Origin of the sequence: Streptomyces azureus (assembly GCF_001270025.1) — a bacterium.
Classification (GTDB): Bacteria; Actinomycetota; Actinomycetes; order Streptomycetales; family Streptomycetaceae; genus Streptomyces; species Streptomyces azureus.
Genome location: NZ_DF968234.1, coordinates 1 through 14,587 on the forward strand (window position 1 = coordinate 1; position 14,587 = coordinate 14,587).

The 14,587-nt window shown below is 71.6% G+C and carries 12 protein-coding genes and 1 pseudogene; 8 read left to right on the forward strand and 5 right to left on the reverse strand.

Going from position 1 to position 14,587, the window contains the following annotated elements; genetic code table 11:
• A pseudogene (locus tag AOQ53_RS10305) lies at positions 1–478 on the reverse strand (glycogen debranching enzyme); the annotation flags it as partial.
• 448 nt (positions 479–926) lie between these two features.
• Here AOQ53_RS10305 and AOQ53_RS10310 point away from each other — a divergent pair.
• Positions 927–2,168 (forward strand): SAV2148 family HEPN domain-containing protein, encoded by a 1,242-nt coding sequence (locus AOQ53_RS10310; protein WP_059416701.1) that lies wholly within the window; start codon positions 927–929, stop codon positions 2,166–2,168.
• Positions 2,169–2,321: 153 nt separating this feature from the next.
• Positions 2,322–3,038 carry a 3'-5' exonuclease gene (locus tag AOQ53_RS10315; protein ID WP_059416702.1) on the forward strand — a complete coding sequence of 239 codons (717 nt, stop codon included), beginning with the start codon at positions 2,322–2,324 and terminating at the stop codon, positions 3,036–3,038.
• A gap of 39 nt (positions 3,039–3,077) precedes the next feature.
• Here the strand turns inward: AOQ53_RS10315 and AOQ53_RS10320 are convergent, their stop codons facing one another.
• Positions 3,078–3,599: a YbaK/EbsC family protein gene (locus AOQ53_RS10320; RefSeq protein WP_059416703.1), complete on the reverse strand. Its 522-nt coding sequence runs from the start codon at positions 3,597–3,599 to the stop codon at positions 3,078–3,080.
• Complete coding sequence (locus AOQ53_RS10325; RefSeq protein ID WP_059416704.1) at positions 3,545–4,528, reverse strand: DMT family transporter; 984 nt, start codon at positions 4,526–4,528, stop codon at positions 3,545–3,547. The genes AOQ53_RS10320 and AOQ53_RS10325 overlap by 55 nt, the downstream gene beginning before the upstream one ends.
• 92 nt (positions 4,529–4,620) lie before the next feature.
• Here AOQ53_RS10325 and AOQ53_RS10330 point away from each other — a divergent pair, with 92 nt between their 5' ends.
• The gene (locus AOQ53_RS10330; protein WP_059416705.1) at positions 4,621–5,526 is read left to right on the forward strand and encodes a LysR family transcriptional regulator; all 906 of its coding nucleotides are present in this window, start codon (positions 4,621–4,623) and stop codon (positions 5,524–5,526) included.
• Positions 5,527–5,544: 18 nt separating this feature from the next.
• On the opposite strand, the gene AOQ53_RS10335 is transcribed toward AOQ53_RS10330, so the two are convergent.
• Positions 5,545–6,408 carry a phosphotransferase enzyme family protein gene (locus tag AOQ53_RS10335; protein WP_059416706.1) on the reverse strand — a complete coding sequence of 288 codons (864 nt, stop codon included), beginning with the start codon at positions 6,406–6,408 and terminating at the stop codon, positions 5,545–5,547.
• Between the two features lie 161 nt (positions 6,409–6,569).
• On the opposite strand from AOQ53_RS10335, the gene AOQ53_RS10340 reads away from it, so the two are divergent.
• The 5 genes from AOQ53_RS10340 to AOQ53_RS10360 all read left to right on the forward strand — a co-directional run bounded on the left by AOQ53_RS10340 (position 6,570) and on the right by AOQ53_RS10360 (position 11,929).
• Positions 6,570–7,514 (forward strand): carbohydrate ABC transporter permease, encoded by a 945-nt coding sequence (locus AOQ53_RS10340; RefSeq protein WP_059416707.1) that lies wholly within the window; start codon positions 6,570–6,572, stop codon positions 7,512–7,514.
• A complete protein-coding gene (locus AOQ53_RS10345; protein WP_059416708.1) occupies positions 7,511–8,344 on the forward strand; it encodes a carbohydrate ABC transporter permease in 834 nt (277 codons plus the stop codon). Before AOQ53_RS10340 ends, AOQ53_RS10345 begins: the two co-directional genes overlap by 4 nt.
• On the forward strand, positions 8,344–9,618 hold the full coding sequence (locus AOQ53_RS10350) for an ABC transporter substrate-binding protein (RefSeq protein ID WP_099054568.1): 1,275 nt from the start codon (positions 8,344–8,346) through the stop codon (positions 9,616–9,618). Before AOQ53_RS10345 ends, AOQ53_RS10350 begins: the two co-directional genes overlap by 1 nt.
• A gap of 282 nt (positions 9,619–9,900) precedes the next feature.
• Positions 9,901–10,680 carry a 23S rRNA (adenine(2058)-N(6))-methyltransferase Erm(O) gene (gene erm(O) / locus AOQ53_RS10355; protein ID WP_059416709.1) on the forward strand — a complete coding sequence of 260 codons (780 nt, stop codon included), beginning with the start codon at positions 9,901–9,903 and terminating at the stop codon, positions 10,678–10,680.
• Positions 10,681–10,726: 46 nt separating this feature from the next.
• Entirely contained in the window at positions 10,727–11,929 is a 1,203-nt protein-coding gene (locus tag AOQ53_RS10360) for a glycosyltransferase (RefSeq protein ID WP_063888877.1), read from the forward strand.
• A 77-nt stretch (positions 11,930–12,006) separates the two neighbouring features.
• On the opposite strand, the gene AOQ53_RS10365 is transcribed toward AOQ53_RS10360, so the two are convergent.
• The gene (locus AOQ53_RS10365; RefSeq protein ID WP_059416711.1) at positions 12,007–14,256 is read right to left on the reverse strand and encodes an MMPL family transporter; all 2,250 of its coding nucleotides are present in this window, start codon (positions 14,254–14,256) and stop codon (positions 12,007–12,009) included.
• Between the last annotated feature and the right edge of the window lie 331 nt (positions 14,257–14,587).

Here is a 14,587-nt window from a genome sequence, read left to right on the forward strand (position 1 = left end):
GGGCCTCGTAGATCACCGTGTGGTGGTACTCGGTGCGCGGCAGGCGGTCGTCGCCCCAGTCGAAGTACGGGTTGACCACGACCGACGTCATCGTGTGCGGCGCGGAGTCGAGATCATTGCGCCGGTCGGGATCGTCGAAGTGGTAGCCGTAGACCTCCTCGCCCCAGCTGATCGAACCGCTGATCGCACGCGCGTACGGGTCGAGCAGCAGTTTCGCGGAGTTGCAGCGCACTCCGCGCTCCGGGGCGTACGGGCCGTGCACCCGGAACCCGTACCGCTGCCCCGGCATGATGCCCGGCAGGTACGCGTGCCGCACGAACGCGTCGCTCTCCCGGAGCTCGATCGCCGTCTCCGAGCCGTCGTCGTGCAGCAGACACAGCTCTACTCGGTCCGCGGCCTCCGTGAAGACCGCGAAGTTCGTGCCGGCGCCGTCGTACGTGGCACCGAGTGGATATGCCTCTCCAGGCCAGACCTGCATGGATACGACTCTTTCAGGTGAGTGGCGCCGGTGGGGACGCCTTGGCCTCGAGTCTCCTCGAAAGTGAGGGAACCTCCTATGACTTATGTCCCTCTTACCGAGTGACCAGTGCATACGCGTTATGCCGAACCAGTGGGGCAAGTGATACTCCCGGGGTGTTTGGGGGAGTAGGGGAAAGATGTGCGGTCCGTCCGGCGGGGAGCCGGGTCGGGCCGCACCGGCCGCGATCCGCCGACCGGGCGGCCGATGACGAGACGGAGCGGGTCGAGAAGACCGACCGCTATGAATCCGCTCACTCCGGCCGAGCTCGCCCCGGCAGAACAGGCACCGGCGGCCGCGCGGTTGAGAACTACCCTGCCCATCCGGCTGCACCGCCGACCGCTCCCGGAGTACCCTTCCTTGATCGTTGACAAGGGGAGTGCTCGGGGGAGCGGAAGGCGGTGCGCGGGTGGGCTCGGGAGGGCTGGAGCTGCCCCCTGGTGACGAGGGTCACGAGGGGAACTCCGCAGACGTCCCGACCGGTGCCGTGTCCCTGGCGCGGCCGATGGACGCGACGGGCTCGATCGGTCCGGAACTGGACTGGGACGCCGACGCCTGGCGCGAGGTGCGCACCCGCGCCCAGCGGGCCGGCCGGGCCTACATCTGGCTGAACCTCGTCGAGCAGCGGCTGCGCGCGGTCGTCGCCGCCGTACTGCGACCCGTCTACGAACCCGTCCACGGCGACGACTGGGTGGTGGCCGCCGCAGGACCCGCCGGGCAGGAGTGGGTGCAGCGCGCGGTCGCCGTGCGCGAGGTCAGCCGCCGCAAGGGCTACCTCCTCGACCCGGCCGACGACAACGTCCTGTCCTTCCTCACCCTGCCGCAGCTGCGCGAGCTGGTGGTGCAGCACTGGCCCTGCTTCGAGCCGTATTTCGACGACCGCCGGGACGTCGAGCTCGCCCTGGACGAGCTGGAGGTCACCCGGAACGTCGTCTCCCGCAACCGGGCCCTGTCCGAGGCCGTCCTGAACCAGGCCGAGCGCGCCTCCGCCCGGCTGCTGGAGATGCTCGGCGCGGGCGGTGACGTGCCCTCCGCGCGCCGGCTTCCCATCGACGCGGTCGAGGACCTGGTCGGCGACCGGTACGCCGACGTGGTCGCCGTCCATCCGGACCGGGTGCGGCTGATGCGCCAGTTCCCGGCCGAGGACATCTTCGGCGGTGCCCGCCGCCTCGACGCCATCGGCATCGGCCTCAACCTGCTCGTGCAGAACTTCTCCGGCCGCCGCCTGGTCCGGCTGGCCGAGTCCGGCTGCCGGGTGCGGCTGCTGTTCCTGAACCCGGCCTCCAGCGCGGTCAAACGGCGCGAGCGCGAACTGGGCATCAAGCGCGGCGAGCTCAGCCGGGCCGTCGAGATGAACATCCTGCACATGCGCCGGGTGCGGGCCCGGCTGCGCGACCCCGGGGCCTTCGAGATCCAGGTCTTCGACGAGACGCCCCGCTTCACGGCGTACCTGGTCGACGGCGACGGCGCGGACGGCATCGCGGTCGTGCAGAACTATCTGCGCCGGACCCGGGGCATGGAGGCGCCGGTGTTCGTGCTGCGCAACAGCGGCAAGGTGGTCAAGTCGGGCGAGATCGACGAAAGCGGCCTCTTCCCCACCTACCGCGAGGAGTTCGAGGTGATGTGGGCGGATTCGCGGCCGGTGTCGTGAACTGTGCCCCGCTGTGGGGTGGTCGCGGTGGTCCGGTTGCGGTGGTTCGCCCGGACGCCGCAGGGCCTGAGCGGAACGCGGTCCTCTGATTGTCAGTGGTGCATGGGAGGGTGAAGACCACTGGGGGAACGCACCATAGAAGGGGGGCCGCCCATGGGCTGGCACCGGGAGCTGCTGATCGGCTTCGACCTGGAGACGACAGGCACGGATCCGCGCGAGGCGCGCATCGTCACGGGAGCCGTGATCGAGGTCAGGGGTGGGGAGCCGATGGGGCGCCGGGAGTGGCTGGCCGACCCGGGAGTGACGATCCCCGAGGACGCGGTGGCGGTGCACGGCATCAGCAACGAGCGGGCGGCGGCCGAGGGCAGACCGGCCGACCAAGTGGCGGACGCCCTCGCCGACGTCCTCACCTCCTACTGGAAGACGGGCGTGCCGGTCGTCGCCTACAACGCCGCCTTCGACCTGACCCTGCTCTCCGCCGAGCTGCGCCGCTACGGACTGCCGTCCCTGCGCGACCGCCTGGGCGGCGTGGACCCCGCCCCGGTCATCGACCCGTACACCATCGACCGCTGGGTCGACCGCTACCGCCGCGGCAAACGCAACCTCGAAGCGGTCTGCGCCGAGTACGGCGTGGTCCTCGACTCCGCCCACGACGCCATGGCAGACGCCCTCGCAGCGGCCCGCCTGGCCGGCGCGATAGCCGCCCGCCACCCCAAGATCGCCTCCCTCGGCCCGGCCGACCTGCACCGCCGCCAGATCGAGTGGTACGCGGAGTGGGCGGCGGACTTCCAGAACTTCCTGCGCGGCAAGGGCGACACGACGGCCTTGGTGGACGGGGCATGGCCGTTGCGGGAGCTGGCGGACGCGTAAGCCGCGCCCAGCCGTCAGAAGGCCCGGCGCTCCCCTTCGTCACACCGGTGCGGGCGTCGCGATGCGTTCGATGCGGGGCTTGGCCAGTCGCTCGTAGTCGGCGCCCGAGATGAGGAGCGAGCGGTCGAGCCGGGCGGCGTTGAAGTACAGCTTCGGCCGGGCCGCGACGTCCGGGTCGGCGACCAGTTCGAGATCGGGGTCGAAGCTGAACGGCAGAACCGTGCCGGGGACGGCGCGGGCCAGCCGTTCGGCGGTCCCGGGGTCGCTGAAGCCGACGTAGCGTGCCGCGAACAGCGCCCTGACGGCGTCCAGGTCCACCCGCCGGTCCCCGGGGACGACCGCCAGGACGTGGCGCGTGGTGCGGCGGTCCACCTTGACCCGCAGCACGATGCACTTCGCGGCCTCGGAGGCCGGATGCCCGCGCAACGCGCAGACGGCTTCGGTGGCGCCTTCGGGCTCGTGGTCGATGAGGCGGTAGTCGACGGAGGCGGAGTCGAGCAGGGAGATCAGGTGGTCGTAGGTGTCGTGCCGACTGGGGTCGTGGTGGGTGCGCTCGGGCATGCGGAGTCCTTGTCGAGGGAGTGGGACGAGGGAGGCAGGGGTTCCATTGTGCTTCGGTGCGCCCGTTCCACCGCCTGTCCCCAGTACGTACCGGCCACCATCAGGGCCGCCCCGAGTCCGGTCAGGGGCGTGAGGTGTTCGCCGCCGAGGGCGATGCCCACCGCGACGGCCCAGACCGGCTCGGTGCCCAGCAGCAGGCTGGCCCGGCTGGCGGAGGTGCGCTGCACGGCCCAGGTCTGGGCCAGGAAGGCGAACACGCTGCAGAACAGGGCGAGATAGACCAGCTGGGCCCAGGTCGCCGGATCCGTGCGGAGCAGCGTCGGCAGGTCGTGGGCGGCGACCGGCAGGAACAGGGCCGTGCCGACGAGGGTCTGCACCGTCGTCAGATGCAGGGGCCGGATCGCCCGCCCGGTGGTGAAGCGGCCGACCAGCGCGACATGCACGGCCCGGATCAGCGCGGCGCCGAGCATCAGCAGGTCGCCGAGGCGTGGCGCGTGGAAGCCGTTGCCGGACATCAGCAGCCCGACGGCCAGGACGCACACGCCGGTCGCGGCGAAGAAGGAGGGGGGCAGCGTGCCGCGGCGGCCGCCGCGGTCGAGGAGCGGCGTGAGGACGACGGTCAGACTGATGATGAGCCCGGCGTTGGCGGCGCTGGTGTGAGTGACGCCGTACGTCTCCACGACCAGGACCGCGGCCTGGGTCAGCCCCAGGGGCACACCGGCCCGCAGTTCGTCACGCGTCCACCAGCGCGACCCGCGCCGCCGGGCGGCGACCACGCCGAGGCAGGCGAGCGCGGAGAGGGCGTAGCGGGCGAACAGCACCAGCAGGACGGGGAGCGCGGCAGTGGCCGTCTGGGCGGACAGATAGCTGGAACCCCAGACGAGCGCGACAAGGAGGAGTACCGCATCGGTACGGCGGACGTGGGACACGCGCCTACGGTGCACCGTAGACATCCATGAAGCCCAGTACCAGTCTCTAAAACGATCATTTAGCAGCTCTACATCGTCTCTACACTGAGGCGATGGACGAACGTCAGCTGCGGATCCTGCGGGAGCTCGGCGAACTGGGCAGCGTCACGGCGGTCGCCGAGGCGCTGCTGGTGACGCCGTCGGCGATCTCCCAGCAGCTCCGGCTGCTTCAGCGCGCGATCCCGGTGCCGCTCACCGAGCGTCAGGGGCGACGGCTGGTGCTCACCGACGCCGGGCAGGCGCTGGCGGGCGCGGCCGTGGAGGTGGAGACGGCGCTGGCACGCGCACGGCACACCGTCGAGGAGTTCGTCGGACGGCCCGACGGCGAGGTGTCGGTGGCGGCGTTCCACAGCGCGGGCGCCGCGTTCTTCCCGCCGCTGCTGCGCGCGCTGGCCGGTCCGGGCAAGCCGGTGCCGAGACTGGCCGACGAGGACGTACCGCAGGAGGATTTCCCCCGGCTCACCCGGGAGTACGACGTCGTCCTGGCCCACCGCCTGGACCACGCCCCGCCATGGCCGGACACGGTGGCCACCACGACGCTGCTGCGCGAGCCGCTGGACGTGGCCATGCCCGCCGACCACCCCCTGGCCGCCAAGCGCCGCGTCACCCCGCGCGACGTGGCCGACGAGCCGTGGATCACCGTGCACGAGGGGTTCCCGGTCCTGGCGACGATCGAGGCCATCGCCGCCGCGGCGGGCCGCAGGCTCCATCTGGCCCATCGCATCAATGAGTTCTCGGTGGTCGCCGAGGCCGTGGCCGCCGGGGGCGGTATCGCCCTGATGCCGCGCTGGACCATGCGCCCGCATCCGGCGCTCGTGCTCCGGCCGCTCAGCGGAGCCCAGGCGCGACGCCACATCGATGCCCTGTACCGTCCCGAGCGCACGGCCCGCACAGCGGTCCGCACGGTCCTCACGGAGCTACGCCGAGCCGCCCGAAGCATCCAGGACAGCGGCGCGTAGCCCTCGAACCACAGGCGCTCAGAACGAATACCACCGCACCGTCTCGTCCCCCTCCCGCAACGAAGCCACCCGCCGCCGAAACTCCGCCAACGCCTTCGGAACACTCGGCGCATGCTGAGCCACCCACGCACAACTGGCCGTCTCCCGGGCCCCACGCAACACCGAACACCCCTGCCACTCCCGCACATCCCAGCCATACGCCTCGACAAACGACTCGTAAGCCGCCGCAGGCACCCCGTACCGGTCATGCGACAACACCATCACCACCAGGTCGTGCTCGCGCAGATCCGCGGAGACCGTCTCCAGGTCGACCAGAACCGGACCCTCCGCGCCCACATGCACATTCCGCGGCAGCGCGTCCCCGTGGATCGGCCCCGGCGGCAGATGCGGCGTCAGCGCCGCCGCCTCCGCCGCGAACCCGTCCCGCCGCTCCCGCAGATACGCCGCGTCCGCCGGATCGATCGCGTCCCCGGCGAGGCGCAGCCAGCGTTCCACTCCGCCCAGCAGATCGCGGGAGGGCAGATCGAAGGCAGGCGCGGGCAGGGCGTGCACGACCCGTAGCAGTTCGGCCAAATCCCGCGGCTCGGCGGGCCGTACGGCGTCGGGCAGCCGGTGCCACACCGTCACCGGGTGCCCGTCGACCAGCAGGGGCTCGGGCTCGGCCGCCCGTACCGCCGGCACACCCGCCTCCGCGAGCCACAGGGCGATGTCCAGTTCGCGTCGCGCCCGGTCGAGGAGTTCGGCGTCGCGGCCCACCTTGACGACCAGGCCACCGGCGGCGAACACCGCGTTCTCGCCCAGCGCGAGCAGCCGTGCCTCCCGGGCCGCGCCGGGCAGCACTCCCGCCGCGGCCAGTACGTCCCGAGCCCGTGCCTCGTCCATCGTCCGCCTCCGTCGTCCACGTCTTGCGCCGTCGGGTTCCGGCCATCCGCCGGTCAGTGTCGCATCGGCACAGGTGGGGCGGCATACGCGGTGCCTTGACGAGGCAGACCGCCTTCACGACCATGACGTGGCCAGCCGAGCCGTGCAAAGGGGCTGATTCCGTGACATCGGTGACCGAGGCTTCGCCGCCGAGGAGACCGGCCGGCCGCAGGCCCGCCGGGGCCCGGCCCCGGCGGGTCGTCGACCACGGCGCCTGGTTCCTGGTGCTGCCCGCCCTGCTTCCGATCCTGGTCCTCAGCGTCGGGCCGCTGCTGTACGGGATCCTGCTGGCCTTCACCGACGCCCAGTCGGGCCGCACGGAGCCCACCCAGTGGATCGGCGGCCTCAACTTCCGGGACCTGCTGCACGACACGCTGTTCTGGGACTCCTTCCGGATCGGGCTGGTGTGGGCGGTCGGCGTGACCGTGCCGCAGTTCCTGCTCGCGCTGGGCCTCGCCCTGCTGCTCAACCAGGACCTGCGGCTGCGCTGGCTGGCCCGCGCCCTGGCGATCATCCCCTGGGCCATGCCGGAGGTCGTCGTCGGCATCATGTGGCGGCTCGTCTACAACCCGGACGCGGGCATCCTCAACGAGACCCTGCGCGACGTCGGTCTGGGCGGCGGCCGCGACTGGCTGAGCGGCCTGGCCACCGCGCTGCCCGCCGTGATCGTCGTGGGCGTCTGGGCGGGCATGCCCCAGACGACGGTCGCGCTGCTCGCCGGGCTCCAGAACACCCCCCGCGAACTGCATGAGGCCGCGGCGGTCGACGGAGCGAGCGCCTGGCGCCGCTTCCGCACGGTCACCTGGCCCGCCCTCAGACCCATCGCCCTCGCGATCACCGCGCTCAACCTGATCTGGAACTTCAACTCCTTCGCCCTGGTCTACGTGCTCACCAGCGGCGGCCCGGGCGGCCGGACCCGCCTGCCCATGCTCTTCGCCTACGAAGAGGCCTTCCGCTACGGGCAGTTCGGTTACGCGGCGGCCATGGGCTGCGTGATGGTGGCCGTGATCTCGATCGCCTTGGCCGTCTTCCTCGCCGGCCGCCTCAGGGGAGGTGACGACGCGTGAGGACCAGCACACCGGCCCGCGTCGGCCAGTACACCGCGCTGCTCGCCTATCTCGTCTTCCTCGCCTTCCCGTTCCTCTGGCTCGTCTCCACCGCGTTCAAGCCCCCGCGCGAGCTGGGCAGCCTCCACCCGACCTGGATTCCGAACGACCCCACTCTCGCCAACTTCCGGCAGGCCTTCGACGAACAGCCGCTGCTGCGCGCCGCCCTCAACTCCCTGCTCGCCGCACTCGCAGCGGCGGTCGTCGCCGTGCTGATCGCCACACCGATGGCCTACGTCGTGGCCCGGCGCCGCACCCGGCTCGCGAAGGCGGTGACGGGCTGGGTGGTGGTCAGCCAGGCGTTCCCGTTCGTGCTGCTGATCATCCCGCTGTTCCTGGTGCTGAAGAACCTCCGGATGATCAACTCCGTGCCGGGGCTGGTGCTGGTGTACGTGGTGTGGGCGCTGCCGTTCGCGCTGTGGATGCTCGCCGGGTACGTGCGGGCCGTACCACCCGAACTGGAGGAGGCCGCCGCGGTCGACGGGGCGGGCCGGGTGCGGACACTGGTGTCGGTGACGGCACCGCTGCTCGCGCCGGGCATCGTGGCGACCGGGCTGTTCGCGTTCATCACCGCGTGGAACGAGTTCTTCTTCGCGCTCGTGCTGCTCAAGACGCCGGAGAAGCAGACCCTTCCGGTGGTGCTCACCCACTTCATCGGCGCCGAGGGCGTCGCCGACCTGGGTCCGCTCGCGGCGGCCGCGTTCCTCGCGACGCTGCCCTCGCTGGTCGTCTTCGCGATCATCCAGCGGCGGATCACGGGCGGCATGCTCACCGGGGCGGTGAAGAGCTGATGCGCGCACGCCTGCTGGCCCTCGTCCTGCTGCTGCTCCTCGCCGGCTGCTCCTCCGGCGGCACACGCGACGACGGCCGGATCACCCTGCGCTTCCAGTCCCTGGCCTGGCAGGAGGAGTCGGTCGAGGCCAACAAGGAACTGGTGGAGGAGTGGAACGCCACCCACCCGGGCGTCCGGGTCGAGTACGTCCAGGGCAGCTGGGACAGCGTCCACGACCAGCTCCTCACCGCTTTCGAGGGCGGCGAGGCACCCGACATCATCCACGACGCCTCCGACGACCTCGCCGACTTCGCCTACGGCGGCTACCTCGCCGACCTCACCCATCTGCTGCCCGCCCGGCTGAAGTCGGACATCCCGCAGCGCAGTTGGGAGACCACCACCTTCGGGGACGGCGTCTACGGCGTGCCGTTCCTCCAGGAACCGCGCGTGCTGATCGCCAACGCGAAGTGGCTCAAGCGGTCCGGCGTACGGATCCCGACGCCCGAGAAGCCCTGGAGCTGGTCCGAGTTCCGCCGGATCACCGAACAGCTCAGCGGCCGGGGGAAGTACGGCATCGCCTGGCCCCTGAAGGAACCGGTCTCCGCCACGCTCAACCTCTCCCTGTCGACGGGCGGACAGCTCTTCCACCGCGGGACCGACGGCAAGGTGACGGTCCGGTTCGAGGCGGCCGACCAGGTGGTGCCGCGCACCATCCACGCCCAGGCCGGCACCGACCGCAGTGCCTCGCCCACGACCCTGGGCAGCGGCGGCTCCGACACCCTGCCCGGCTTCTTCGGCGGCAGATACGCGATGGTCCCGCTCGGCTTCTCCTACCGCCAGCAGATCGTGCAGCAGGCCCCGAAGGGCTTCGACTGGCAGGTGCTGCCGGCCCCGGCCGGAGCCGGGGGACTCACCCAGGGCGTCAGCCCGCAGACGCTGTCCGTCGCCGAGGACTCCCCGCACAAGAAGGAGGCAGCCGCCTTCATCGACTTCCTGCTGAGGCCGGAGAACATGGTCCGCCTCGCCCTCGGCGACTGGATGCTGCCGACCGGCAACCGGGCGCTGAACGACCCGGCGCTGCGCACGCCCGAGCACGGCTGGTCCACGGGCACCGCGCTCGCCGCCCATCTGCGCCCGGCGCCCGCACAGACCGTACGGGGCTACCCGGAGTGGAAGGACAAGGTGGCGACCCCGGCCCTCCAGGAGTACTACAGCGGGGCGATCGGCATCCGTGAGCTGCGGGAACGCCTGGAGGACGACGGCAACCTGGTGCTGGCGCGCTACCAGCGCTGAGCCCCGGCGAAATTTCGTTGTGCGTCGTCACCGGAAGCGCCTAGCGTGCTGCCCGTGGGAATCAACGCGATCTACATCCCCGGTCACGGCCGGGGCTGCGCGCACGCCGCACGGGTGCGCCGCGGCCCCGGAGCCCTGACCGGCCCGGGGAGCCACGCCCGCTGAGCCTCTGAGTTTCCGAGTCTCTGAGCCCGGCGTCTCACCTCCTCTGTCTCCTTGCGTCTTCCGGTCGGGGCCTTCGGCTGCCCTCATATCCCTCACGGAAGACAAGGACCGCAGGCCATGGCCCGCCCCACCGCTACCTCCCGCGCGCTCTCACAGAACTTCCTCGCCGACCGAGCCACCGCCGAACGCTTCGCCCGGCTCGCCGCCCCGCAGGCCCGGCCGGTCCCGCTGCTGCTCGAAGTCGGCGCGGGCAAAGGCGCGTTGACCGCCCCGCTGGCGCGACGCTGCCGGGAGCTGCACGCGTACGAGATCGACCCGCGGCTCGTGCCTGTCCTGCGCAGCCGCTTCTCCGGCACGCCGCAGGTGCGTGTCGTCGGCGGGGACTTCCTGGCCGCACGCCCGCCGCGCACGCCCTTCTCGGTCGCCGGGAACGTGCCGTTCTCCCGTACCGCGGCCGTCGTCGACTGGTGCCTGCGCGCTCCCGCCCTCACCGACGCCACGCTGCTCACCCAGCTCGAGTACGCCCGCAAACGCACCGGCGGCTACGGCAGCTGGACGCTGCTGACGGTCCGGACCTGGCCCCGCTACGAGTGGCGGCTGCTGGGCCGCGTCGGCAGGCGCAGTTTCCGGCCCGTCCCGCGCGTGGATGCCGGGGTGCTGCGCATAGAACGGCGCGACACCCCGCTCCTCGACTCCGCCGGGTACCGGAGCTGGCGCCATCTGGTCGAGCTGGGCTTCTCGGGGGTCGGCGGTTCACTGCACGCGTCGCTGCGGCGGGCCCACCCGAGTCGGCGGGTGGACGCCGCGTTCCGGGCCGCGCGCCTGGACCCGGGTGTGCTGGTGGGCGAGGTGGCGCCGCAGCGGTGGCTGCGGCTGCACGAGGAGCTGACCTGCTGAACCAAAATGATTGCACGAGACGTCTCGTCTCGCGTACGGTCGGCGCATGACCAGTCGCGCTCATATCGCCATGTTCTCCATCGCCGCCCACGGCCACGTGAACCCGAGTCTGGAGGTGATCCGCGAGCTCGTGGCGCGCGGCCACCGCGTGACGTACGCGATCCCGCCGGTCTTCGCGCACAAGGTCGCGGAGACAGGTGCCGAGGTGAAGCCGTGGAACTCGACGCTGCCCTCGCCCGACGACGACCCGGAGGCCTGGGGGAGCACGCTGCTGGACAACGTGGAGCCGTTCCTCGACGATGCGATCCAGGCCCTCCCGCAGCTGATCGAGGCGTACGAGGGCGACGAGCCGGACCTCGTCCTGCACGACATCGCCTCCTACCCGGGCCGCGTCCTGGCCCACCGCTGGGGCGTGCCCGCGATCTCCCTGTCGCCGGCCATGGTCGCCTGGGAGGGGTACGAGGAGGAGGTCGCCGAGCCCATGTGGGAGGAGCCGAAGAAGACCGAGCGCGGCCGTGCCTACTACGCCCGCTTCCAGGACTGGCTGGAGGAGAACGGGATCACCCTGCACCCCGACGCGTTCGGGGGCCGGCCCGACCGCTCGATCGTCCTGATCCCCAAGGCCCTCCAGCCGAACGCGGACCGGGTCGACGAGAGCGTGTACTCCTTCGTCGGCGCCTGCCAGGGCGACCGGAGTGCCGAGGGTGACTGGCAGCGGCCGGCCGGTGCCGAGAAGGTCGCGCTCGTCTCGCTCGGGTCCGCCTTCACCAAGCAGCCCGGCTTCTACCGGGAGTGCGTCAAGGCGTTCGGCGACCTGCCCGGCTGGCACCTGGTGCTCTCGGTCGGCAAGCACATCGACCCGGCCGGGCTCGGGGAGGTCCCCGCGAACGTCGAGGTGCGCTCCTGGGTGCCGCAGTTGGCGATCCTGAAGCAGGCCGACCTGTTCGTGACGCACGCCGGCGCGGGCGGCAGCCAGGAGGGCCTGGCCACGGCCACGCCGATGATCGCCGTACCGCAGGCCGCGGACCAGTTCGGCAACGCGGAGACGCTCCAGGGCCTCGGTGTCGCGCGGTACCTCCCCACCAAGGAGGCGACCGGCGAGGCCCTGCGCGAGGCGGCCCTCGCCCTCGTCGACGCCCCGGAGGTCGCCCGCCGTCTGAAGGAGATCCAGGCGGAGACGGCCCGGGAGGGCGGTACCCGGCGTGCGGCCGACCTCATCGAGGCCGAACTGCCCGCTCGCCGGAGGTAGTCGGGGCGGTAGCCGGGGCGACCGTCACCCGCCGGTTCCCCCGGAACCGACGGGCCCTGTATGCGGCGGGCAGGGGGTCAGACCTTGACGGGCTCGCCCTCGTCGTCCCGCGCCGCCGGTCCCGCGACCGCCTGCGGCGTCTCGTCGTGCGTGAGGTCCGGCAGCCGGTGCAGCCACCTGGGCAGGTACCAGTTGCGCTCGCCGAGCAGCGCCATCACCGCCGGCAGCAGCACGCCCCGGATGATCGTCGCGTCGATGAGCACCGCGGCCGCGAGGCCGACGCCCATCTGCTTCATGGACTGCATGGACAGCGTCCCGAAGATCGCGAACACGGCGACCATGATGACCGCGGCGCTGGTGACGACCCCGGCCGTGGTGACCACGCCGTGCCGGATCGCGTCCTCCGTGTCCAGACCCCGCAGCCGCGCCTCGCGGATCCGGGAGACCACGAACACGTGGTAGTCCATCGACAGGCCGAACAGGATCACGAAGAGGAACAGCGGCAGCCAGGTGATGATCGCGCCGACGCCCTCCGCGCCCACCAGCGACGCGCCCCAGCCGTGCTGGAAGACCGCGACGAGGATGCCGTAGGCCGCGCCCACCGACAGCAGGTTCAGCACGATCGACGTGAGTGCGATGGTCAGTGAGCGGAACGACAGCAGCATCAGCGCGAAGGCGAAGACCACGACGAACGCGAAGACCGGGACGACGGCTCCCGCCAACTGGTCGTTGAAGTCCTTCGAACCCGCGACCTGCCCGGTGATCGGGGCCTCGATGCCGTCGACCTTGCCGAGCGTGGCGGGCCGCACCTCGTCGCGCAGCTTCTCCAGGCTCGCACCCGCCTTGTCGAGGTCGGAGCCGCCGACCAGCGGGACGTACACGAAGGCGAGGTTCTGCTCGTCGTGCAGCTTGATCTCCACCGGGCCGCGCGAGGCTCCCGAACTGACCGCCCGCTCACGGAAGTCGGCGAGCGCCGACCGCACCTCGGGCGCGTTGATGTCGTCCGCCCTGACGACCACCTCGGCCGGATCCGAGCCGCCCGGGAAGGCCTCGTTGAGCCGGTTGTACGTCTGCACGATCGGCAGCGAGTCGCCGAACTCCTGGTCCAGCGTGAGGTTCTGGGTCTTCATGCCGACCGCGGGAGCCGCGACGGCGAGCAGCGCACCGGCCGCCACCGCGACGGACACGACCGGCTTGGCGAGCACACGCCGCAGGACGGCCGTCCAGAACCGGCTCTCCCCGCTGCCGCCCTGCTTGCGCCGGCGCAGGAACGGGATACGGCCCTTCTCCACGCGCTCGCCCAGCAGCGAGAGCAGCGCGGGCAGCACGGTCACGGACCCCACCATGGCCACGGCCACCACCATCAGCGAGGCCAGACCCATCCCCTCGAACTCGGCGAGCCCGGTGAACAGCATGCCCGCCATGGCCACACACACCGTGACACCGGAGACCACGATCGCGCGGCCGCTGGTCGCGGCGGCGATCCGCAGCGCCGTCTGCGCGTCCCGGCCCGCGGCGCGTTCCTCCCGCTCGCGGCGCAGGTAGAACAGGCAGTAGTCGACACCGACGGCCAGACCGACGAGCAGCATCACGGAGTTCGCCGCGTCCGTCATCGGCACCACGTGGCTGACCACGCCCATCAGGCCCATCGTCGCCATGATCGCGGTGATCGCCAGCGCCACCGGCAGCAGCGCCGCCACCAGCGCGCCGAAGGCGATGAGCAGAATCCCGAAGGCCACCGGCACCGCGGAGTACTCGGCCTTCTTGAAGTCGTCCCCGACGGCGTCGTCGAACGTCTTCATCATGCTGGCGCCGCCGATCTCCTCGATCCGCAGCGAGGCGTGGTCCTTCTGGACGCCCTCCACGGCCTTCAGCACCGGCTCGACCCGCTCACCGGCGGTGTCCGCCGCGCCGCGCATGTCGAACTGCACGAGCGCGCTGCGCCCGTCCTTCGAGATCGTCTTCGTGTCGTACGGCGAGGTCACGTCGGTGACCCGGCCGGTCCCCTCGACGGCCCGGACCACGTCCGTGACGGCATCCCTGAACTCGGCGTCCGTGGCCTTCAGGCCGGAGTCCCGGGCCTGTATCAGCACCGTCTCACCGGCCGGTTCGTCGATCCCGGCGTCCTCGATGATCGTCGCGGCGGTGTGCGTCTCGCCCTTCAGCTGGTCGCTGTCCTTGACGCCGACCCGGCCCGCCGTCGAACCGAGCCCCATCGCCAGGACGACGAACAGCACCCAGATCCCGACGGCAGCCCATCGGTGCCGGGCGCTCCAGCCGCCGGCCCGGGCGGCCAGGCCCCGCACCCGTGCTTCTCCGTTCCCCATGACGGGCTTGCCCCCTCGTGATGCGGTGGCGGCCCCCTGCCGCCCCCTTTCGTCTCGAAGGTATGGGCCGGATAAAGCCATCACGTCGTGCTGCCCGGTGAAGTGGCGGGGCCGGAACTCATCCGCACGGCGCTCGCTTCTCCCCACTGGGGAGGACCGGATACGACCGTGGTCCCTTACAGCTATCGGTCTCCTCGGCTGTGTGGATCCTGAGCAGAAGGTTGTGCCCCGCGGTGACCGGTGAGTAATTTACAGGGCTCGGGCAGCCGCCCAACGGCCGTCGTGCCCACCCCCACGGGGCACGACGGCCGCCTTGTGGCGGGTGACCGCC

Coding starts and splice junctions, on each gene's coding strand:
- AOQ53_RS10315 (WP_059416702.1), top strand. CDS start 2,322: ATGGGCTGGCACCGGGAGCTGCTGATCGGCTTCGACCTGGAGACGACA.
- AOQ53_RS10320 (WP_059416703.1), bottom strand. CDS start 3,599: ATGCCCGAGCGCACCCACCACGACCCCAGTCGGCACGACACCTACGAC.
- AOQ53_RS10330 (WP_059416705.1), top strand. CDS start 4,621: ATGGACGAACGTCAGCTGCGGATCCTGCGGGAGCTCGGCGAACTGGGC.
- AOQ53_RS10335 (WP_059416706.1), bottom strand. CDS start 6,408: ATGGACGAGGCACGGGCTCGGGACGTACTGGCCGCGGCGGGAGTGCTG.
- AOQ53_RS10350 (WP_099054568.1), top strand. CDS start 8,344: ATGCGCGCACGCCTGCTGGCCCTCGTCCTGCTGCTGCTCCTCGCCGGC.
- AOQ53_RS10360 (WP_063888877.1), top strand. CDS start 10,727: ATGACCAGTCGCGCTCATATCGCCATGTTCTCCATCGCCGCCCACGGC.
- AOQ53_RS10365 (WP_059416711.1), bottom strand. CDS start 14,256: ATGGGGAACGGAGAAGCACGGGTGCGGGGCCTGGCCGCCCGGGCCGGC.